At 64.0% G+C, this 19,975-nt stretch carries 22 protein-coding genes; 3 read left to right on the top strand and 19 right to left on the bottom strand.

Features of this window, described 5'->3' with window-relative positions:
- Positions 1-294 precede the first annotated feature (294 nt).
- Together J1M87_RS23785 and J1M87_RS23780 are read left to right on the top strand one after the other, a co-directional pair.
- On the top strand, positions 295-672 hold the full coding sequence (locus tag J1M87_RS23785; protein WP_206492269.1) for a helix-turn-helix transcriptional regulator: 378 nt from the start codon (positions 295-297) through the stop codon (positions 670-672).
- Complete coding sequence (locus tag J1M87_RS23780; protein WP_206492268.1) at positions 669-1,499, top strand: DUF3703 domain-containing protein; 831 nt, start codon at positions 669-671, stop codon at positions 1,497-1,499. Before J1M87_RS23785 ends, J1M87_RS23780 begins: the two co-directional genes overlap by 4 nt.
- 58 nt (positions 1,500-1,557) lie before the next feature.
- On the opposite strand, the gene J1M87_RS23775 is transcribed toward J1M87_RS23780, so the two are convergent.
- The 16 genes from J1M87_RS23775 to J1M87_RS23700 all read right to left on the bottom strand — a co-directional run bounded on the left by J1M87_RS23775 (position 1,558) and on the right by J1M87_RS23700 (position 16,803).
- On the bottom strand, positions 1,558-1,866 hold the full coding sequence (locus J1M87_RS23775) for an alkylmercury lyase (protein ID WP_206492267.1): 309 nt from the start codon (positions 1,864-1,866) through the stop codon (positions 1,558-1,560).
- A 486-nt stretch (positions 1,867-2,352) separates the two neighbouring features.
- Positions 2,353-2,736, bottom strand: a complete 384-nt coding sequence (locus J1M87_RS23770; protein WP_206492266.1) for a hypothetical protein — start codon at positions 2,734-2,736, stop codon at positions 2,353-2,355.
- The gene (locus tag J1M87_RS23765; RefSeq protein ID WP_206492265.1) at positions 2,733-4,739 is read right to left on the bottom strand and encodes a hypothetical protein; all 2,007 of its coding nucleotides are present in this window, start codon (positions 4,737-4,739) and stop codon (positions 2,733-2,735) included. The genes J1M87_RS23770 and J1M87_RS23765 overlap by 4 nt, the downstream gene beginning before the upstream one ends.
- 14 nt (positions 4,740-4,753) lie before the next feature.
- Positions 4,754-6,514, bottom strand: a complete 1,761-nt coding sequence (locus J1M87_RS23760; protein ID WP_206492264.1) for a hypothetical protein — start codon at positions 6,512-6,514, stop codon at positions 4,754-4,756.
- Complete coding sequence (locus J1M87_RS23755) at positions 6,511-7,869, bottom strand: site-specific integrase (protein WP_206492263.1); 1,359 nt, start codon at positions 7,867-7,869, stop codon at positions 6,511-6,513. The genes J1M87_RS23760 and J1M87_RS23755 overlap by 4 nt, the downstream gene beginning before the upstream one ends.
- Before the next feature lie 185 nt (positions 7,870-8,054).
- Positions 8,055-8,534 (bottom strand): hypothetical protein, encoded by a 480-nt coding sequence (locus J1M87_RS23750; protein WP_206492262.1) that lies wholly within the window; start codon positions 8,532-8,534, stop codon positions 8,055-8,057.
- A gap of 288 nt (positions 8,535-8,822) precedes the next feature.
- Positions 8,823-9,152 carry a hypothetical protein gene (locus tag J1M87_RS23745; protein WP_374222418.1) on the bottom strand — a complete coding sequence of 110 codons (330 nt, stop codon included), beginning with the start codon at positions 9,150-9,152 and terminating at the stop codon, positions 8,823-8,825.
- Entirely contained in the window at positions 9,149-9,469 is a 321-nt protein-coding gene (locus J1M87_RS23740; RefSeq protein ID WP_008720524.1) for a hypothetical protein, read from the bottom strand. The genes J1M87_RS23745 and J1M87_RS23740 overlap by 4 nt, the downstream gene beginning before the upstream one ends.
- 151 nt (positions 9,470-9,620) lie before the next feature.
- Positions 9,621-10,265 (bottom strand): hypothetical protein, encoded by a 645-nt coding sequence (locus tag J1M87_RS23735; protein WP_157226217.1) that lies wholly within the window; start codon positions 10,263-10,265, stop codon positions 9,621-9,623.
- 94 nt (positions 10,266-10,359) lie between these two features.
- A complete protein-coding gene (locus J1M87_RS23730) occupies positions 10,360-10,674 on the bottom strand; it encodes a hypothetical protein (protein WP_008720527.1) in 315 nt (104 codons plus the stop codon).
- A gap of 678 nt (positions 10,675-11,352) precedes the next feature.
- Positions 11,353-11,688, bottom strand: coding sequence for a hypothetical protein (locus J1M87_RS23725; RefSeq protein ID WP_008720531.1), 336 nt, complete (start codon positions 11,686-11,688; stop codon positions 11,353-11,355).
- 28 nt (positions 11,689-11,716) lie between these two features.
- Entirely contained in the window at positions 11,717-13,012 is a 1,296-nt protein-coding gene (locus J1M87_RS23720) for an AAA family ATPase (RefSeq protein WP_008720533.1), read from the bottom strand.
- Between the two features lie 50 nt (positions 13,013-13,062).
- Positions 13,063-14,265, bottom strand: coding sequence for a hypothetical protein (locus tag J1M87_RS23715; RefSeq protein WP_008720535.1), 1,203 nt, complete (start codon positions 14,263-14,265; stop codon positions 13,063-13,065).
- Positions 14,262-14,450, bottom strand: coding sequence for a hypothetical protein (locus J1M87_RS23710; RefSeq protein ID WP_008720536.1), 189 nt, complete (start codon positions 14,448-14,450; stop codon positions 14,262-14,264). The genes J1M87_RS23715 and J1M87_RS23710 overlap by 4 nt, the downstream gene beginning before the upstream one ends.
- Positions 14,447-15,706, bottom strand: a complete 1,260-nt coding sequence (locus J1M87_RS23705) for a VWA-like domain-containing protein (protein ID WP_008720538.1) — start codon at positions 15,704-15,706, stop codon at positions 14,447-14,449. Before J1M87_RS23705 ends, J1M87_RS23710 begins: the two co-directional genes overlap by 4 nt.
- Positions 15,703-16,803: an ATP-binding protein gene (locus J1M87_RS23700; RefSeq protein ID WP_042940326.1), complete on the bottom strand. Its 1,101-nt coding sequence runs from the start codon at positions 16,801-16,803 to the stop codon at positions 15,703-15,705. The genes J1M87_RS23705 and J1M87_RS23700 overlap by 4 nt, the downstream gene beginning before the upstream one ends.
- Before the next feature lie 18 nt (positions 16,804-16,821).
- Between J1M87_RS23700 and J1M87_RS23695 the strand changes: the two genes are divergently transcribed.
- Positions 16,822-17,469, top strand: coding sequence for a WhiB family transcriptional regulator (locus tag J1M87_RS23695; protein ID WP_307830918.1), 648 nt, complete (start codon positions 16,822-16,824; stop codon positions 17,467-17,469).
- A gap of 639 nt (positions 17,470-18,108) precedes the next feature.
- Here J1M87_RS23695 and J1M87_RS23690 read toward each other — a convergent pair.
- The 3 genes from J1M87_RS23690 to J1M87_RS23680 form a co-directional block, all read right to left on the bottom strand.
- Positions 18,109-18,825: a hypothetical protein gene (locus tag J1M87_RS23690; RefSeq protein ID WP_008720544.1), complete on the bottom strand. Its 717-nt coding sequence runs from the start codon at positions 18,823-18,825 to the stop codon at positions 18,109-18,111.
- Positions 18,825-19,685: an RAMP superfamily CRISPR-associated protein gene (locus J1M87_RS23685; protein WP_008720547.1), complete on the bottom strand. Its 861-nt coding sequence runs from the start codon at positions 19,683-19,685 to the stop codon at positions 18,825-18,827. Before J1M87_RS23685 ends, J1M87_RS23690 begins: the two co-directional genes overlap by 1 nt.
- Positions 19,682-19,975 (bottom strand): hypothetical protein (locus J1M87_RS23680; protein WP_206492261.1); only part of this gene is annotated, 294 nt, incomplete at its 5' end. The genes J1M87_RS23685 and J1M87_RS23680, both read right to left, overlap by 4 nt.

The raw sequence follows: 19,975 nt of genomic DNA, 5'->3' as shown, positions 1-19,975 counted from the left end.
CTTCGCTCTGGCCAAGCAATGGCGAGCGCTGGCCACCCGCTACGACAAACTCGCGATCACCTACCGCGCCGCCGTCACCCTCTGCGCAATTCTCACCTGGCTACGCCGATTGGGAGACACGCCCTAGATGGGGGGCGGATCTCTACTAACGCGTCTTCGGTGTGGTTTCTCGATTTTTGTAGAGCGGTGCCGGCCCACGGGGGCACCGAGGACAATTGGTCGCCGGCGGCCTCCGTAGCCCCCCGGGTGCGGCCCGACGTATCAATCATCGCTACATATGACTATCATCGCATTATGACGATCAAAGACATTGGCGGTTGCCCAACCGCGGTAAGCGCGGGGACCGAACTCGACGCCGCGGTGGCGCTGTTCCACAGCCTCTCCGACGGCACACGGCTCGCGATCGTGCGCCGTCTTGCCGACGGGGAGGCCCGAGTGGCGGACCTGGTGGGCGAACTCGGACTGGCCCAGTCCACGGTATCGGCGCACGTGGCGTGCCTGCGCGACTGCCACCTTGTCGAGGGCCGGCCGCAAGGGCGGCAGGTGTTCTACTCCCTCGCTCGCCCGGAGCTGATGGACCTGCTCGCCTCCGCCGAGACTCTGCTGGCCGCCACGGGGAACGCGGTCGCGCTATGCCTGAACTACGGCACCGATACCGGAGAGCAGTCGTGAGCGACGCCTGCGGCTGCGGCCCCGACGAACCCGGTGCCGACCAGGCGCAGGAGCCGGCGAGGTTCTGGCAGGTCACCGAGATCCGTGCCGCGGTGATCGCCGGGGTGCTGCTGGTGGCCGGGTACGCCGTCGCCTGGGCTGGCGGGCCGCCCGCGGCCGAGCTGACCCTGCAGGCCGCAGTGCTGCTGATCGCCGGCTACACCTTTGTCCCTTCGACACTCAGACGCCTGGCCAAGGGCAAGATCGGCGTCGGCACACTGATGACGATCGCTGCCGTCGGCGCGGTGCTGCTCGGCGCCGTCGGCGAGGCCGCGATGCTCGCGTTCCTGTTCACCATCAGCGAGGGCCTCGAGGAATATGCCGTCGCCCGCACCCGCCGCGGCCTGCGCGCCCTACTCTCCCTCGTCCCGGACACCGCCACCGTGCGGCGGGGCGGCCGCGAGCAGACCGTCGCCCCGGCGCAGCTGTGGCTTGGGGAAACGATGATCGTCAAGCCCGGCGAGCGACTCGCCACCGACGGCATCATCCGCAGCGGGCGCACTGCCCTGGACACCTCGGCGATCACAGGCGAGTCGATGCCTGTCGAGGCCGGGCCAGGGGCCGAGGTGTTCGCCGGATCGATCAACGGCACAGGTGCCCTAGAGGTTGAGGTCACGGCAGGTGCCGAGGACAACTCGTTGGCCAAGATCGTTCGCATCGTCGTCGCCGCACCCGGCTCGGCCCTCGGCCGCTACCCCGAGGGCAACACCGGCCGTACCCGTGCCGGGCTCATGACGACGATGCCCCTCTCGGCCGAGATGGCAGTGATCCTGGCGCAGTCGCCCTAGCGGGTATCTTCACGGGAACCGTCGCCCGCCAAGGCAGGGGGCTCTCACACTCTGCGAGCTAGATTCGGCTCCGCAGGACCTGGGCCAGCTGCTCGACGGTGGGCGATCCGGCCAGTCCGGTCCCCGTCGGGTAGACGCGGCACGCGAACTCGGTCACCGCCGGCGCCCCAGCGAATGCGTCCGTGCCATCGATCAGGATCGTTGGGGAACCGGCGAACGGCAGCGCCGCAGCCTCCTCCTCTGTCTCGATCCGCCGATAGCCGATCGTCACATCGGACAACCCGACCGTGTCAGCCGCCGCCTGGACCCGGTCGGCCGCGTCCTGCCAGTTCGGGCAGCCATCGAAATACAGAATCTCCACCTTCATACCTAGATCCTGCCCCTTGCTATGTGCGCTGACAATCGGGCCGTCCTGCGGCACCCGTTATGGGTAGCGGCACTTTTCAGGTGGTACGAATGTGCCCGATTCGGTGGGCGACCTGGCTTCAAACCGCCGCGTCGAAGTGAACCAACAGCGTATCTGGCGACGTCGGCGTCTGCCAGCGCTGCGAGCACGATGCCGACCTGGTCGCCGTGTAGGTCAGCCGATTCGGCCCATGATGCGGCGGCGATGCTGTTTCCGGTGCCGCCAGGCGGCAGCCAGAACATCGTCTCGAATAGGGCAACGTCGTTGCCGGAGCCCATAGCAGTCGCCTGGCCGCAGGCCAGGAACTATCAGCGGGAGCTACGGCGGCAGAGGCGAGTCCCATCACCTGCTTGCTGCAGTATTTCGCGTGGCCCTGCTCGTGTCGAGTGCGGGACGAACCCGAGACGCCCGCGCGAATGAACTGCACCGGGTGTCGGGAACCTGGCGCTAAGTTCCATCCCTGCCACGTAAGGGGCGTAAATGGCGGTCGGGTAGCTGCTCCAGCCGGAGAAGTGCGGCGGCGAGTTGGGTGCTCAATATGCCGTTGAGCTCCCTCTCTGCAGCCAGATCTTGGCGAAGTTTTGCGACAGCGGAGGTCTCCTCTGTCTGCTGAGCTGCGGACACTGGAGCGATCTGCTTCGAGATCTGGGCGACCAGATCACGAATGTCGGTGTGCTTGTGTGTGAGGGAAGTTCTCGCCAGACCCGCTTCCTCCGCAAGGGCCTTGGCGCTGAGCTTTCCCGAACTGTTCTTCGCTTGGCCATCGAGCAGTCGTCCGAGCGCAGCGATCAGTGCGTCCCGTTCAGCTGCGTCATCCCCGCGTCGGGTCACGTGGCTTCCCCCTCCCTCCCAGGGTGTCTGCCGATCTGGCGCGTCAGGAGTTCTGCCCGTTGTCGATTGCGCATGGCAAGTGGCTCGGGCAGAGACTCGGCCTCAGCGAGCAGGTCATCGCGCTCTCTTGCCTTCGCTGAGACGTGCTGATCGAGCATGGCGATGTTGGGGCAGTTGCTTTGACAATTTGTCAGATCGGGCGTTTGCGTGGCGTCATCCTTGGGCGGGCGATCGACCTGGCACGCAGCCGTGCTCGGGTTGTAGATGCAGACGACGTGCGCGTTCGGGTTGTCGTAGATCAAGTGCAGACGGCTGTTTCGGAACCGCTTGAGTTCGGCTTCGCTGCGAACCTGTCCGGCAAACTGTTCCTGGAAGCTGCTGAGCCCGTCGGCAAGGCGGTCTGCGGCGGGGCCGCTGATCTGCTCGTCATGGCTCCATGCCTCCGTCAGGTCTTGAAGGCGGTCCCAGTTGGACATCAGCCGATCGAATTCGACCTCGTCCGGGAAGCCTGATTCGGCACGTCCTGCGTAGCCCAGTGATGTGACGGAGCTAAGGTGGCCGTACTGGATGCCGAGGGCGATTTCACCACCGGGTTGGTTTGCGATATGCCAGGCCAGGGTGCGGCGAAGCCTGCTCAATGAGACGACTTCATCGTTCTCGATGTCGTCGAATACCAAGGAAGAGCCTCTATTCACGGCTCCTTCGCTACTCGCCTTCAATCGGATGGGCAAGCGGTCGCCACGGTGGGCGTGCTGGTTCCACTTCGTGATCAACCTCTTGATTCCAGCAGAGGCCATGGTCGTCGAAATCAGAGCGCCGCGTCGTGATCTCTCACAGTCTGGTGTTCGCTTGACCACCGCGAATAGGTACTCGCTGTTGGGGTTGATCAGTTGTAGTGCTTCGATAGCGCGGGCGGCCGGCTCGATGGTGATCCAGGGCTGTTGTCTCCGCCGACCGGCGGTGGCAGCCTGCCCGTCCTCATCGAGCACATTCTTGAAGGTGCGTCCCCAGATTCGGTATCTGCTGGCGGTGCTCGACAGGTCGTCTTCGAGGGGGCCCGTGCTTTCCAGGCAGTCGTGTCCGAGGTGCAATAACTCGCTGGGGCGCATGCCGGTCAGATAGCCGACAATGAGCATCGCAGATGTGCGCACGTCGCCGATGTCGAACGCCCGCACATAATTGGTAGCTTGCTTGAAGGCCGCGAATTGCTCCGGAGTAACGGCCTGTCCCTTGCCAGCGGGGACGGACAGGTCGTTGTCCTGCGCCCAACGTCGGGCCTTCCATCGGGCAGATTGGCTTCCCAAGTCGAGGGCCCCACTGAGGTACTCATCGACGAGAGCCATGCTCGCGTGCAGGAGATCGGCCATCACGTCCGGCGGGATGGGCTCGGTTCGGTTCTCGTATTGGCCTCGGGTGTCGCCTATCCAGTTTGTGAGATCGCGGTCGAACCACGGTGGTTGGACCAGGTGGAGCGGGCCGGGATGGTCTATGTTGTGCACCCAGATGCGGCACAGGAAGCTGAGGATGGCGCCCTTGAAACTGCGGCCGGAAGACGAGTCTGCGATCTCCGCCGCGTACTCCTCCCAGGTTTCCGTGGTGATCTCGGCGAACTGCTCGTACCCGCGTGCCGACAGCCATTGGGTGAGAGCGCAGAGCCGGTAGTAGGCAGCCTGCACTGATCCTGGCGAAATCATCCGCCGGCGAATCTTGGCGCTAGCGCGGAGCATGGGGGTATTGAGGATGTTGAAGATATATATCTTCGTGGCGTTCCTGAACGGCTCGGGAACCGTATTGAAGTTGAGATTCATCGATGCCAGGTGGTCCGCGTGATCGATGTGGTGCAGCGGCCACACATCGTCCGCGAATACGGTTATCGGCTGGTCTGTAACGTCGCTGCGGCGTTCGTGGGTGGCAAACACGCGGGCGGAGGAGGACGGCACGACCGCGCGTGAGCCGCGGTCGGGGAAGGTCGCAGACGGATTGTTCGACAGGCCGGTGGTCATCGCGTTTCTCTGAGTCATCGAGTGTCCCACTCTCGTCTCATTAGTCGTTCGACGGCGTTCCGGTCACCCGCGGTGACCGTGTCGCGTGCCCGCTTGAGATCGTCTGGGGAGAAGTAGGGTCCGGGGCTGGTCAGGCTTCGTATTCTGGCGTAGTGAGCCTGATAGCGGGTTGACCATGTGTGCTCATCCGTCGTCGCACGGAGGAGCTCGAAATGATCGAGCAGAGCCACGACCCGAGGGAGGTGGCGCCGGAGTATGACTGCATTTTTGCAGGCGAAGCAGGTGAGAAACGACGCCTCACATGGCGATCCCGTCGCCGGGTTCGATGTGGGGTCCTGGCAGGCTGCCGCGACGGTGTCCCGATGGCCGGCATTGAGGGCATCGAGCACACCGAGGTTGGCGGCGATCGGGGCTTCGGCGGCGGTGGCGAAGTCTCGGGACGTGACACGTGCCTGCACGTCATCGAGTGCGGCCTCGAGCCCGGCGGCGATAGCTTCCTGTGCGTCTTGACGGACTCGGGGGTCCTGCAGGGCATATTCGGTGTTGGTCGCGGCGGTGTGGCCTTGCGGATGGACCTGGGTCACGAAATAGTGGCGGAGTGCCCTTGCTGTGGCGAAGTCAAGTTCAGGGTGGTCCTTGCGCCAGCCGGCAAGATGGGCCAAAACGGTTCGCAAATGTACGTCAGCGAGGGTGAATAGTGGGATGCCGGATGGTGTCTGCCGTCCTGAGTTGAGGCCGCCAGATAAGACCACTAGAACCGCATCGGTCGGGTGCCCCACGGAGGCCAAGGTGCGCCGTGCGCCTTCGGTCGCCTCGAGCAGCATCATGATCATTCTCGCCTTAGACCGGGCGCCGTTGTCGAAGTAGGTCTCGGACCAAGTGCTCACGGCACCGCGGCGGGGTTTTGTGAGGGTGACGCGGAGATGCACCGGCTCGCTGCCATCACGGGCGTCGACTCGACTGATGTCGGATGTGGTGAGATTCAGGGCCACGCTGAGGTTCCATCCACAGGTGATCGTCAAGCCCATGACCGCGGCGGCACCCTCGCCTGCGGTGAGATACAGCGCTTTGTAGGCCAGGTACGGCGTTCGTTTGGTGGCGCTGCCATTCAGCCGCTTGAGCACAGTCGGTGGAATCACACGAAGACTAGGCGACGAAGGGTAGCGGCGGGCAATATCGCCGGTCCGGGCGATCTCGTCGAGAGTCTGGGCGTAAAGGTAGTCATCTGAATCCGGTGTGATGCGTCCGGCACGGAAGTCGTCGACGAGCATCCATGACGCGGTAACACGGGCCTTGGCCGCCCGCAGGGTTTCGAAGCAGGTGGCGCGCAGAGTCTCGATCTGGGCGTCGCTGAGAACGATACCGCTGACCTCAGCAGGAGATCTTCCGACGTATCCTGTTTCGATGGCGTGGAGGGCGCTCTCGGTGATGCCCGGAAGAACTCGGAGGACGGCCTTCACCGACTGCCCGTAGGCTGAACGCACCGACGGACTCATAGACAGAAGAAATGAGTTCCACTGGGAAGCCTGCAGATCCGATGGCCGGTCGAGGGGGACCGTGCGTAGGAGCGCCTTGACAGCGCGGAACCCAAGTTCGACGGTTGCCTTAGAGTTCCAAGTGCCATCGCCAGAGACGAGTTCGCTGAAACGCACGGCCAACACTCGCTGGAACTCAGGACCGCAATCCAGGGTGTCGAAGCGCAGCACGAAATCGTGGGTTGGCCGGCGGTATTCGGCAAGGCGCAAGGTGAGCGGGCCATCGAATGAACAGATCAACTGCCGACTCCGATCGGGCTGTCGATGACGCGCTCATCTGATTGAGCGATAAGCGCTAGGGCCTCGTCCAGTTGAGTGGGGGCTTGCTCCGTCGCCGCGAGGAACCAGTCCCATTCAAGAGCCAGTACTGGTGCTAAGTAGTGGTCTCTGGTCACCTGTAGGTTCTTGTGCCCGAGGAGGTTCTGCACGCGCAGCCAGATATTGCCTTCCTCGATGAGGCTCCGGAGGCCCGCCTGACTCACTCGATCTTGCTGCCGCAACGACATCATCGCGGACAGCGCGAAGACGTGAAGCGCGAAGGAATGTCGCAGCATGTGTGGATGGACGTAGATCGAGTCGTCATCGTCGATCTGCAGGGAACCGTGCGACACCCGGGACGAGGCCGCCATCCGGTCGGATGCCTCACTGAAGACGTCATTCCACGACGTGGGCTGGAGCGGACGGCCGTGCTGTCCGAGCCACAGTGCCAGCGGACGTCGACGCCCCTCCGAATCGAGACCGAACGTCCGAGCCCGATGCGACCAATCCAACTCATCGAGGTTGAATTGGACGGTCTCGCCGCTCTCGGTGTCGTCCACGGTGACTTTGGTCGCGAGCCCATTCCGGCGGGATACCCTCTGCACGATCAGCGCATTGGGGACCTCCTCGTAGACGCCGGACGCCAGGCCAGCGGCCTCGTCCAATACGCGCATCTGGGACACGTACTCGTTGATTGTCGCCAGCACTTCTCGGCCGAGGTAGAAGATCCGGCCACGCTCGGGGCTGTTCTTCGAAAGGGCTCCGGGGACCCGCCCCTTGAAGAGACGACTCGTGATCTGCGCTGTGGGAACTTCAACGAGGAGCAATCCCGCCGCTTCGGAGCGACGCATCCCGCTGCTGTAGAGAAGGTCCGCGTAGGCGGCATTGCGGTCCCTCATGACCATGCTCTCGGCCCGGGCGGCACCCACCCCGAGCAGTGCCTCGCTTCGCCAGCGCTGGTACGCACGTCGCGTAAGCCAATTCACGTCAGCCAGGACCTGGCCACGCGTCACGTTGATGTTGCCGGTCGGGACCGGGTTCGACGACACCGCATCGTGATCGGCGGCGTAACCGTAGAGGGACATGAGCGCCGCGCGGTTGCGCACGATGGTGCTCGCCGACACTCCTCGCTGTATCGCCCCCCGCCGAATTACTGTGGCGTCCGTGCGCCGCCACTGGAAGTATGCAGTCACGTCTCCGCGCCTGACGTCCAGCCACGAGAGTCCGTCCCGCTGGTCGCCAAGGTATCCGAAGTATGCCGCCACATCACTTGCGTAGTTCATGGCGGTGTGCTCGTTGTGAAAGTGGTGAGCCCAGGAGACCACGACGGGGTCCATGTGGCCATCTGCAGTCAAGGGGATGTGCAGGGGTGTGCCGCGTCGCGTCCACTGGCGGTTTGCCTGGACCGCCTCGCTGAGCCAGGGCGCTGGATTTTGGCTGGCGCCGAGGAGCCTGAGATCTACCTGCATTACTCGGGCATGGTTGCTCACTCGGACTCGCACCTCCACCGGTCGGGCATGGCTCAGATCTTAGCACCCAACAGTCGGCGATCCGATATAAGGGCGACCACATGGTCAATCTGAACCGCAGTCGAAGTATCCTGTCCCCGAACAAAATTGATCGTCTTTCCAGTGTAAGGATCAGCCAACGTGCCAGAGAGAACAACACATTGCTTCTTTCCTTCTTTGAAGACCACGTCAGTCAGCCGCGAAGCCAACAGATTATTGCGCGTATCGCACCCGTCATGCCCGAACTCCACATCGACATCATCAGACCATGCCTGACCGAACTGATCTCTGCTGTAACCAGTTTTCGGAGCACGCCCCTTCACCGGAAGCGTCTCCAACAGCGCAACGGAAGAAGCCACATCAACATCGTGCTGACCAGGGCTATCCACAGACAACGATCCTGCTGGGATCACATCCGCCAACGTCGTACTGCAACCGGAAATCGACAACCCGACCAAGGCAGTGACGGCAACCAGGAGGGAACGGGAACGCACCAAGCGACTATGCAACGTCAAACTCCTAAATCATATGCAGTGCAGAGGATCTGCACTCTTATCAACAAAACTCATGAGGATGATTGTCGGGAAATCCCGACATCAGACCAGGTGTGCTACACATCCACCGAACCCAATCAACCGGCCACGTGCGTGATTGAACATGCCATCGTCCCTATCCGTGCGGTCGAACCGGTCGACCGTCACACGAACTGACCATCGTCACTCACATAACTCACACCGTCGACATCGAACAATGGGGGCCTACCAGCAAGGTTTTGAGATATGTCAAAACTGCGTGCAGATAATGCGGGTGTCACAGCCGTTGTGCGATCCAGGGGCGGAAGAGTCGTCGGTCCACGCCGGGCCGAACACGCACCCTGAGCCCTTCTTGCAGGATCGGTCGTATCCATCGACGTCTGGGAGCGAGTCCACCGTTTCGAGCTGAGCGAGGAGCTGCGCGATGGGTACAGGCGTGCTCGCCGCAGTTCTGTCAGCGGTCTGGACCACCGCTGGTCGTGAGAGCGGATCGGCGTGCGTTCCGAACGTGTAGGTCCCGACCGCGAGTAGGGCCATCACGATGGGCACCGCGATGCGGAGTCGTCTGCGCGCGCTCATCGAACCGCCTCCGCCGGCAAGGCTGCGTGCCCGCAGCTTCCGCGCCGATTACCGTCCGAGTGATCTGGCCACCGATGCAGTAGTGCCAGGGTCAGCGCCGAGAAGGCAGCGAGCAACGTGCCGGCCAGGGAGACGACCAAGCTGACGGTGACCAGGTCCTTCACGATCGGCAGAGCCCCGTTGAAGATCGCGAGCATGCCGACGACGTAGCCGACACACGCGAGCGCAACAGTGCGAGCCTCACGGCGGGCATCTTCGGCCGCGAGGTGGCGCTCTACGTCGTGGATGGCGCACTGTCGACCAGATTGTGGGTCCATCAGGGAGTCCTTTCGTAGTGGGCGCGGTGGCAAACGCAGTCCTGTACGGGGTAGATAGCGTGGCGGTGAGGTCTGTGACAGCTGGCCACTGAATCGCAACCCAGGAGAGTGCTCCTGTGGCCGCACCGTGCGGGCGATATGCGACCGGGTGTCACAAGCGTTGCGAGTTCGGGGCCGTCGGGTACTGGTCTAGTGGCCGGTCGCCGGGATGGACCGGGCCGACGTTGCGACGCCACGGCCCGGTCAGGTAGTCGTAGTGCTCTTGCGTGAAATCGGAACCGATCAGATCTCGTGCGACCAAGCCTCGGCCGACATCGCGGGCAGCGACTCTGGCAGCCCCGCGGCCGAGGACGCCGAGCAGATTCATCGTCGCTGTGAGTTCGTGACGCCGATTGTCGCCGCAGGCCGCTGTGTGGGCAGCGTGCGTCGCCATCCGCCAGCGGGGTGCGCACCACCACGCGGCGCTGACCGTTTCCGGCGCCGTCTCCAGAAGATCGGACTCGACGTCGAGGGTGCGCGCCAACGCGAAGACCTGCCGCCATTGTGAGCCGAAGACCACCTCGAAGACGTGATCTGTCAATTCATGGGCAGGAACTGTCGGCTGGAAGCGGTCGGTGGCGGTCGGGGTGGTAGCGAAATACGTCTCGGACAGACCGTGTTGCATCCGGCGATGGACTTCGCCGGCGATGGCCCGGTATGCCCTGCTGTTCGGGTTGCAGCCGGTACTGCCGGCAGGTTGTGCATGCGGTGAGAGGCGGACCGCCGGCGGCCGCGTTGTCGAGCTCGAAGATTTCATGGGTACTCCCGTTTCTGTGGGACAGATGGTCGGTCTGTCGATCAATTTCTGACTGGTCTCTGTACCGCTATGCGACCAACAACGCGGCTCTATTTCACTCTGCTACTTCACTTTCCGATCTTTCAGTGCCGTCCAGCCAGTCACCGATCCTGCCGCGGACGGCGTCGCCACCAGGAGGATCGTCGTAGGCGTCTTCGAGCGCTCCCCGCGCCCCGGATGAGATGACCGCGAGATCGCAGTCACGTGTCTCGACCCAGTCGCCCCACGTCCACCCCCTTCCTGCGTCGATATGAAATTGCGTCGCTGCTGCCGGAACACCGTCGACGAAGACTTGCGTGTGGGTAGGTCCGTCCGGATCGCGCACGACGATCACCTCGATCCGCGGTGCGGGGGCGAACTCTCTCGTCACGATGTCGCACCGGCCAGACGCTCCGGTCTGTCGAACTCCCCTGCCGCCCGACTGTTAGAGCTCACGATTCGGTGCCGGCGGGAAACATCCTCTCTCGCCGGCCGTGCCCTCTGAACGGGCTTGGCATCCATTGCGCCACTGCGCCGTCGAAGCAGCCACTCGATCCCAGTTGCTACAGCACACGCCGAGCAAGAAGCGGCGAACACCATCGCTACACGGCGCGGATCTCCGTCGATGGCGGCATGGTCGGTCCGGCGTAGCAGTGCAGCCCAGGCCAATCCGGCAAATGCAGCAAAAACCGCCAACACTCCCGCCGCACCACGCGTTACGGCCAGCGCGCAGTATCGCGGCGAACCCGAACTGCTCGCAGGTCCATGATTCCTACCGTCGATCCGGACGAGGACTCTCATATTCGACACACCTCTGCTCTTCTCGGAAGTCGGATGGTCAGTCCGCTCATCTGGTGAAAACGGCGACAACAACGAAATGGTCGACGCCGCGGCTTTTGTGGAACCACCCACCAAGCCGATACGCCAGGACACTACCCACCGGACCCGGAGTTTGCTAGGGCTCAGCAGCGAAAACGTCCCCGGCGCACCCAGTGCCGGGGACGGGCCTGGGGCGAGCAGCGACCCGGCGCAATCGAACGCCGTTCACTCCTCTCCCCCAGGGCGTCCCCTACTCGGTCCCGTACAGCTCGCAGCGGTAGTGGTCTTGACCGCGTTCGTCCACGGCGTCCCAGTCGACGCCGACGGCGTCGGCAAGGTGCCGCAGGTCGCTCAGGAAGTCTCCGAACACCGTTGTCAGTTCCTCGGTTTCGAGGCCGATCGGTCTGGCGTATGCGATCAGCCCTTCGGCAGCGTTGGCCGCTCGGACACCGTTGTCCCGGCTTTGGGTATCGAGGGTGTAGCCGATGCGCGGACGCTCGCGTCCCTCGACCGATGCGTGGAGTTCTTTCGGCGTCTCGATGCCAGGTAGTCGCTCGGCCCTGTACTCGATATTTGTGTCGGACATGTTGTGTGCCTTTCTTTTTGGGGGATCGCTACACGATGGTCGTGCAGTGCAGGGCGGCCATCAGGCCGGTGTGGGTGGCGTGAGCCGGGGATGGTTCGGCGTGGTCGAGGACGTGGGCGGTGGCGTCATCGATGACCACGGTCATGTGGGCTCGGTGGCGGGTGAGCATCACGCACGCTCTGCCGGGGTCGAGATTGAACGGCTCGGCTGTCCGGTACCCGGCAAGTGGGTGCAACACGACAACGGCGGCGCGTTCGAGGCCTTGCAGAGAGTTTGCGGTGCCGACCAGTACGTCGGGGTGATCCGAGAGCAAGGCCCGGACAGCGGCAGCCTGCGTGACATGAGGGACGACGACAGCCAGGTCCGCCGCTGTCATGGCCCGCTGTCCGTCCGGTGTGGTCACATCGGCGTCCAGCAGTTCTCGCGTGCGCTGGGCGCACTGTGTGGCCAGGACTGGGTCGGTTGGGCCTCCGATGACCCGCACTGGCCGATGTGCGAGTTCGGGCAGGTCGGGGCCGCTGGACTCGGTCAGATGCTCCGGTGGGCGACGGGAAGTGAAAGGCAGGCCGGGGTAGAACAGCGGTTGAATGAGGGCCGTTGTCCTCGCGCCGAGACGCCAGGTGTGTTGCAGACGGACCACGCCGACCGAGTCGCCGTGAGCTGCTTGCAGAGCGAGGGGGGCAGGCAGGTTCGGTGCGGTCTCGCTGTCCGACCACCGCGATACGTCTCCGGTGACCACCGGATCGATCTGTCCGGGGTCTCCGACGCAGACGACCTGTCGAGCCATCGCGCCGAGCGCCCCCAGATCGGCGTAGGTGCATTGCCATGCTTCGTCCACGATCAGCACATCGGCACCGATTCGGTCCGGGTCCGAGAAGAGCCACCGCGCCGTGGTACCGATGAGAATTGCGCCAGTGTCATTCGGCCACCGCGATTTTCGTCCTGTCACTACGGGAGTGTTTCCACTGTCGGGGAGGGGTGCTTTCGCCTTCCAGATCAACGCTGCTCGATCTGTCAGCGCGCCGAGCCGACGTGCGATTTCCACGGCTTGTTCTCGGGTTTGCGCCGCGATACCCACCCGGAGGTCTGCGCGATGGGCCAAGGCGGCGGCGAGCAACGCGACCAGTCGAGTCTTTCCTGCGCCCGGTGGTGACGGGACGACGACGGCGGGGTCTCCGGACCACACGGAGAACAGCACGCGTGCAGTGATCGGGTCGGCCATGATCTGCGATCCGGGCCATTGGGCGGGCGACGACGGTTCGGTTCCCCTGAAAGGTGTTGCGTCGGATTTCGGGGTGTCCGTTTGGGGTGCGACGAAACGCATTGTTGTGCCGTTCTTCTTCTAATGTGTTGTCAGTGAACATTTTTGATCCCCTAGTGATCACGGGCATCCTCTGCACCCGCTATCAGGACATCGAGCGGGACTTCGCGGCGCACGGCGCTCGGGGCTTGTCCGGTCGAAAGCCAGGAACGGCGAGCGCGGTACAGATTCCAGTACCTCGCCCGTCCTGCTCGCATCGTCGCCGGTGAAGGCGGTTGGGGCATCAGGGTCACCTGGTCTCCGTCGTTCGGTGCGTGCGCTCCGACCGAGCCGAGACCGAGCGTCAGTTTGCCGTTGACCACCTGTGCGGACGTGACGTCGGCAGAGAAGCGCTCGAAGGGTTGATCGAGCGGTGATCCGACCCATCCCGTAACTGCCGAATCAACCCGCATCCTCGAGTCCAGCCGGTCGCAGGTCACCGACACCGACACGTTGCGGCGGCGTGAACCTGTCGGCGGTGCCGCCACCGATGCGATGCCCTGGGCCACGCGTCCTGTATGCAGCGCACGTACTCGCCACAATGGATCACTCAGCAACGCAGCGGCTTTGAGGTCGGCGGCATCGCATCGGGTCCGCAGTCCCATGGCTGCACTAGCCGAGTTGTCCGGCCGTGACCAGTCGTGGCCCGCAGTCGCAGCCGACAATGTCCGATCCCAGGAGTATCGGTCATCGTCGTGTATCGAATCGAGAAGCGGCAACAGCGGTCCCGTTGCGATGCACGCTGCCCACTCATGCAGGCCTGCGACACTCTCGTCGGTAATGCCGAGCCAGTACCGCCATGTTCGGGCCGCTCGCTCGGCGTCGGGCGCAGTGCCGAGGACCAGATGCGAGGACGACGCAGCAACCAGATCGATCACCGCCGACGTTCCGGGATGGTCGGCTCGATCGGCCCACCATCCGATCATTGCGGCAGCCCCCGCTATGTCCGGATCAGGGTGGTGGGCGTGCGCACGCGCCAGGGCCAGCAGGCTCGGTATCGTCCCGGCGTCATCGGTGAGCAGCATGGCCGGTTCGGCCGTACCCATTGTGGTTGCGCCGTTGCGAGCGAGCAGGGCCAGAGCCTCGGTGTCGTGCGCGGATTCTTCGGTGCGTCCATCTCGTGCGACGGAGACGAGCGCAGTTGTTCCTCGTGTGGCCGCACGCACGGCCACGGCGGTCGTGGACGGCTTGAAGGTGGCGTGGGCGAGCCGAGGGACCGGTTGCATCTTCTCGGCGGCGTAGAGGCGTTGCGCGAGGTCGAACCACTCCACGCTCATCGCGCGTCACCGTCGACGAGGATCGCGGCGTTGCTTGCGCAATTCCACCCTGCGCGCAACGCCGTTGTGGCTGCATCGGCCGCTGCGCTGGCGACGACAGCGCGGATATCGGCGGCTGCGATTCCAGTGCCGGTGAGCACCCTGTCTGCGTACTTGAGCAGTTCCCCGGGTCCGGTTTCGTTCATCGCGTGGCCCCCGATCCGACTGGCACGTGCACCGTCGATGCCCATGCCGGTGTGCCGCCCCTGCCCTGGACGCCGCCGATGATTGCGCACACCAGGTGCGACCTCGTGGGCCGGTCGGGCCAGGGTGTATCGCCATCGGTCAGCACCACGACGACGTGGGGTGCAGGGCGCGCAGCGTTGGCGGCGGCGATTCCCACCCTCATATCGGTTCCGCCACCACCGACCAACGTCACATCAGCGACCGATCGTACGTGTTGTGCCGTAGTGGATTTGGCGTCACACGCCAGAATCCGAACCCGGTCGCGTGCGATGCCACCAGCTTTGAGAACTCCCGCCACTTCGCCCATCGCGGCATCGAGGTCCGCGCTCGTCATCGACCCGGACGTGTCGATGACGAGCGAGACCGTGATCGACGGCCCACGCATAGCCGGGGCGACGATTCCGGGAATGCGACGGCGGGAGGGACGGGAGTAAGAATAGTTCGTCCTACCCGCCTGCTCTGCCAACGCACGCCGAATTACGGCCCGTAGCAGCCGATCCCACGCTACCGTGGGCGGGGCGAGAACGTCAGCTGCCCACCGGACCAGTCCCGCCGGGGCACTACCCCTACCGGTACCAGATGCTTCGCGAACTGCCTGCGCGACGGATCGGCGCACCAGGTCCGCTTCCGCATTGTCCAGCCCCTCCGTGATCACTTCTCCCGAGCCGATGAGTTCGCCGGGGACCGCAGGGCACCCCGATCCTGATCCGCATCCCGGATCGCCCTCAGCGCCAGCGAGTTCGGTGACAGTCTGATGCGCAAGCGGGTCACGCAGGTAGTCGTAGTACTGCTCGGCTGTGTCTCCGGAAAGGCAGCCGAATGATTGAGGGGTGATCACCCCTTCGGGCAGGCCGACTCCCGCAGCCAACAGGTCGTCGTTGATTTCGGCGTCGGCCGCGAAGTTCCACACCAGGTGATCGATGGGCTTCGCCAGAGCGGCGGCGCGGTCGGCGTGTGCCCGTAACAGATGCCCGACCTCGTGCAGCAGCACTGCACCGACCATCGGCACCGGCCACGCGCAAGGCCCGACCAACAGATCCGGGTCCAGGTACAGCCGCCACCGGGCGTCGACCGCGAACGTACCCAGGCTCGGTGCCGCCACGGGTTGCGCTGCGAACAGAGCGCGCATGAAGTACGGCATGTGTTCGGCCGACACCAGCCGCGCGAGTCGGAACGCTCGCATTTCAGCCGGTTCGAGCTCGCGCACGCCGCTCATGCAGCTGCCTCGACCAAGCCCGCTGCCACCAGCATCGGCGCAAATCGGCGCGCGCTGGCCGGAACGGAGGCCTTCGCGGGTCGCGCTTTCGCCAGAGTTCGTGCCGCAGCCCCGGCTACGTCGGGCGCTCCTGCCTCGGCGGCGGCGATCAGCGGACCCCACGCGTTGCGCCACGCTTCGACGGTGCCGCGCGAGGCCGCCCACGCCGTCACGCCGGACAGCACTGCCCACACCAGATCAGGGCGCGAGCGCCAGTCGAACGCTGTCTCGGGGTTTTCGATCACGGCTACGGGGTCAGGGAGGTCGGCATTGCGACGCCATTCGAGGAACTCGACACCGGTGCCGTCTCCGATCAGACCGAACACCACCGCGTTGGTCGCGGCATTGTCGTCGTCACGAAGATGCGGCAACACCTTCGCGAGCATCGACCAGGTGCGCCGAGACGGCCATGCTCCCCCTGTCTGCACTCCGACCTTCGGGAACGCATCGAGCGCCTCGGGTGCACGCTGGATGTACCCGATGATGGAACTGCGCACCAACGCCTCTCGCTGCTCGTCGGTGGTCACCGCACGCGACGAGGCGGTGCTTGCCCATCCTGTCGCCATGCCGTCGAGCCATTCATCGACAGACGGCGTGAACTCGATGTGGCAGAAGCGGTTTGCCAAGGGGGCCTCCAACTCGTACCCCCCTGCCGCGCAATCGGGCGGATTCGCGCCCGCGATGACCCGCGTTCCTTTCGGTAATTGCAGATCACCCACCTTCAAATCCAGTGCGACTGCCAGCATTGCCGCCTGAACGGCCGGTGGGCTCGTGGTCAGTTCGTCCAGAAAGAGGTAGCCCCCACCCTCGGCATGTAGTCGTCGCGCCCAATCCGGGGCCTCCAACCTCACACCGCTCTCACGGACAACCGGCAATCCTGCGAAGTCGGCAGGCTCCCGCAAGGACCCCAAGACTGTTTCGCACAACACCCCTTCGGATGCAGCAAGTGCTCGAACCAGGCTCGATTTGCCCATACCTGGACCTGAGATCAGCAAGGACGGGACACCCGCCCTTCCGCACGCGTCCACAACAGTTACCGCAGTCGCCAAATCCGGCATTGAAAAGCTCCTCGAAAGATGGGCAAGATGGTCAGTCTCACCAACAACAGAACGCCTCAATCATACCGCGTACAAGCGCATTTCACCCGCCGTAGCGCCTTCCGATGGTCCCCGGCGCACTCGGTGCCGGGGACCATCGGAAGGCGGGGCTCAATGCGCACCGTCCGAAACGTGCGCTGCGTGAAGTGTCCGGGTCCCTCGATATCGTCGAACCCACTCGAAAGACCGGGTCGTCCGAAAGAAAGGATCCAACACGTGGACTCACTCGATACAGCCATCGCTGCGCCATCGACCGTGACGGACGAAGTTCCGTCATGGCACTCGGACGCGTTGTGCGCACAAACCGACCCCGAGGAGTTCTTCCCGCCCCCGGGTGGAGCAACCAGCAGAGCAAAGCGGGTCTGCGCAGAATGCCCCGTCAGAGCTGCTTGCCTCGACCATGCACTGACATACAATGAACAACAAGGCATTTGGGGCGGAAAGACACCACGAGAGCGCCAAGAGCTGCAGCTCACCACAGCCGCAGAGCGCGGGCCTACCAGGCAGCAACAACAGGCGCTCACGATAGCTACGCTCTCGGCCCAGAACGTCCCAGCCGAGGCCATTGCAAACCAGCTCGGACTCACCACCCGTCAGGTGTACCGAATACGCTCCCGCACAGCGTGAGCCAATGCGCGTGTTACCGGTCAGACCTGACTGGCGGTGCCGACGCGTCTGCAGCTCACCAGAACTCTCTGTCGTCGACCATCCACAGCACGTCAGGGCGTGGAGTGGTATTCCTCCAACGCTTCCAAGCAGAGGGCTTGCTGGCACCGGTCATGCTGGCGATATCGGTAGTCGTGGCACCCTTTACGGCTGCCTCGAGGGGGGGGCAGCCTCAGACACATGGGCTTTAGAAAACATCTCGAGCAACGAGGCCACACGTAGTTCGGAAAGCGCAGTCTCGCGGGCACGAGCAGCAGGATCGTCACTGTCGTTCGCGATCACCAGGCCGTATCTCCGACAGATGTCTTCGAGCTGTTCGCGGAGTTCGATTGTTTCCCGAGGAGTGAGTCGGCGCATGCGGTCACCCGTGGTTGATCGTTGAAGCGTCTCGACTTGCGTCGCTCCGCGTTGAAGGCTTCTCGTCGCGGGAGACGTCTTCGCCGGCGAGAAGGTCGGCCAGGACGACCGCGCGTGCCGCATGGGCCAAGATTTCGGCAGGTAGCGGTGGACCATCGAGGGTTCGGATTCGCATGGTTGTCAGTATGGCGGCCGGTACCGACAAGTTGCTGTCCCGCAACACTTCCGGGGCTAGCTAATGGGTCAGTGGGGCGTCCATGGCATGCATACCTCGCGCATTCTCGATCGGTGCATATGCGGTGGCCGTATCGCGCCTCGGCCCACACCGCCTGTTTCAACTGTTGGCCTGCCCTGCAGGCAGATGCGTGGGCTCAGGCGACCGAGGTGGCCGTTGGGATGGAGATGGCCGGCCGACCAGGCATCGATGTCGACGGGCTGCACTTCCCATCTGAGCACGTGCCCCTCGCCCTGGCTGCGCTTCTTCCCGATCGCATCGATCGAGGCCAGCGTTGTGCTCACTCGGTCGATGTCGCCGACACCTCTCCAGAGCACAGTCCGCGTGGAGGTCAGCAGGAGCGGCATTTGGCGCGCGCGATACCGGCCCTGTCGGTCGGAGATGACCGACGGTCGGTACCTCGCGAGTTGCTCGAGCGCACGGTGGTCGGGACGGCCGCTCCAGTGATGAATCTCCGGGGCGTCGGTCCCGTCCTCGGGATAGGCACATGTCGCGTACCAATGCCAGTCGTCACCTCCCGCCAGAGTGCATCGAGCGAGTGGTAGATCCAGATCGGCCGGGACCTCGTCTGGGCCCGCTGCTTCGAGGTAGTTTCCGCGATCGCGCGCCGCGGCTTTCTCGTCTTCCCACATCTCAGATGCGAGCAGTCCATCGAGGCTGGTCGCCCACGGGGCTGCATGCGCAAGTCCAGTCGCCAGGTGTGCTCTCACCTCGAACGGTGTCATCACGTCAGCGCCTCCATTACTGCTAGCGCCTCGTCCCGGTGCTCACGAAGGTGGGCACGCCAGTCGAGCTCGTTCGGCTCGTCGCCGGCGAGGAGGGTCCGCTTGAATCTAGTGCGAACCAGGCCGTGCCCGATCGCTGTACGCCCGCCGATGGTTCCGGATTCTACGAAGGCGTCAACGACGTCGGCGAAGAACGCCGCGTCCAGATCGGTCGCGCGATCGAGACGCAGGAAGGACTCGAATCGTGTACCAGCAGGCAGTGTTTCGATCTCGTATCGCATCAAGGAACTGCCCTCGACCGAGGCTTCGTCGGTTCGGGCGACTGTGGGAAAGTCATGATCGGTGGAATCGTCGAACCGGCTGTACCGTTCGAGAGCCATCGTGTCGAATTGGCTCAGGACAGCACGGTCTGGTGCGGGCCGGGTCATGAGGTGGTCGGTTTCGAGGACGTGTGGGATGACTTTCCCCACGCGGAGACAGCCGTCGATCATCCGCCCGCCACCGCTGCCTCCGAACACGCTGATCTGGGGGTTCAATGCCCGAAGCCGATGGAGCCGTTCGCCGGACAGTGGCTCTCCGGTGACCTTGGTCAGGCTGCCCCCGTTCCGGAGTGTGTGTGCCGCGGACAAGCTGAGAAGCCCTTCGTATGCCAGGGCGTCCCGCAACAACTCCTCACCGATTCGGCGGAGCGCGCCTCGGAAGGAGTTGCCCGACACTATCGGCACCAAGGCCGCGGACCCGTTGGGCTGCAGTATCTTTTCGCGACGGAACAAGGTGGTTGTGGTAGCGCTGTGTTCACCGCGGTGCGAGATCGCCGAGACCGCTGTGATGTCGAGCTGCCAGCGCAGGGTTGAGGTCACTTCTGCCTCCTGGGCGATGTCGCAGCCTTCGTGGTGGACCGGAGCGCTTGAACAGCCTCTGCCACGATTCGCGTTCGGAGAACGAGAGCAGTGGTGTTTTCCCGCAACAAGGTCAGAACCGGGATCGAGTCCTCGCGCAAGAGGACCGATAGTTCGAGGCGCTGTTCCTTCGTCGACGGCGCTGACTCGAGATCAGTCGCCACGGTGCTCCACCAACGATCGAGGTCGGCTCCACCGGTGTAGGTCGCGACCCGAACTCGGTCTGGCAGATGATGGTCCCAGTACAACTC

Source organism: Rhodococcus sp. KRD162 (genome assembly GCF_017168335.1).
In the GTDB taxonomy this organism is placed as follows: domain Bacteria; phylum Actinomycetota; class Actinomycetes; order Mycobacteriales; family Mycobacteriaceae; genus Rhodococcoides.
The sequence above is the reverse complement of the archived record's forward strand: the minus strand, read 5'-3'. Positions and strand labels throughout refer to the sequence as shown.

Excerpts from the sequence above, each read along its gene's own strand:
- J1M87_RS23785 (WP_206492269.1), top strand. The coding sequence starts at position 295 with ATGACGATCAAAGACATTGGCGGTTGCCCAACCGCGGTAAGCGCGGGG.
- J1M87_RS23775 (WP_206492267.1), bottom strand. The coding sequence starts at position 1,866 with ATGAAGGTGGAGATTCTGTATTTCGATGGCTGCCCGAACTGGCAGGAC.
- J1M87_RS23765 (WP_206492265.1), bottom strand. The coding sequence starts at position 4,739 with ATGACCACCGGCCTGTCGAACAATCCGTCTGCGACCTTCCCCGACCGC.
- J1M87_RS23755 (WP_206492263.1), bottom strand. The coding sequence starts at position 7,869 with ATGGACCCCGTCGTGGTCTCCTGGGCTCACCACTTTCACAACGAGCAC.
- J1M87_RS23745 (WP_374222418.1), bottom strand. The coding sequence starts at position 9,152 with ATGAGCGCGCGCAGACGACTCCGCATCGCGGTGCCCATCGTGATGGCC.
- J1M87_RS23740 (WP_008720524.1), bottom strand. The coding sequence starts at position 9,469 with ATGGACCCACAATCTGGTCGACAGTGCGCCATCCACGACGTAGAGCGC.
- J1M87_RS23735 (WP_157226217.1), bottom strand. The coding sequence starts at position 10,265 with ATGAAATCTTCGAGCTCGACAACGCGGCCGCCGGCGGTCCGCCTCTCA.
- J1M87_RS23725 (WP_008720531.1), bottom strand. The coding sequence starts at position 11,688 with ATGTCCGACACAAATATCGAGTACAGGGCCGAGCGACTACCTGGCATC.
- J1M87_RS23720 (WP_008720533.1), bottom strand. The coding sequence starts at position 13,012 with ATGCGTTTCGTCGCACCCCAAACGGACACCCCGAAATCCGACGCAACA.
- J1M87_RS23715 (WP_008720535.1), bottom strand. The coding sequence starts at position 14,265 with ATGAGCGTGGAGTGGTTCGACCTCGCGCAACGCCTCTACGCCGCCGAG.
- J1M87_RS23710 (WP_008720536.1), bottom strand. The coding sequence starts at position 14,450 with ATGAACGAAACCGGACCCGGGGAACTGCTCAAGTACGCAGACAGGGTG.
- J1M87_RS23705 (WP_008720538.1), bottom strand. The coding sequence starts at position 15,706 with ATGAGCGGCGTGCGCGAGCTCGAACCGGCTGAAATGCGAGCGTTCCGA.
- J1M87_RS23700 (WP_042940326.1), bottom strand. The coding sequence starts at position 16,803 with ATGCCGGATTTGGCGACTGCGGTAACTGTTGTGGACGCGTGCGGAAGG.
- J1M87_RS23695 (WP_307830918.1), top strand. The coding sequence starts at position 16,822 with ATGGGCAAGATGGTCAGTCTCACCAACAACAGAACGCCTCAATCATAC.
- J1M87_RS23690 (WP_008720544.1), bottom strand. The coding sequence starts at position 18,825 with ATGACACCGTTCGAGGTGAGAGCACACCTGGCGACTGGACTTGCGCAT.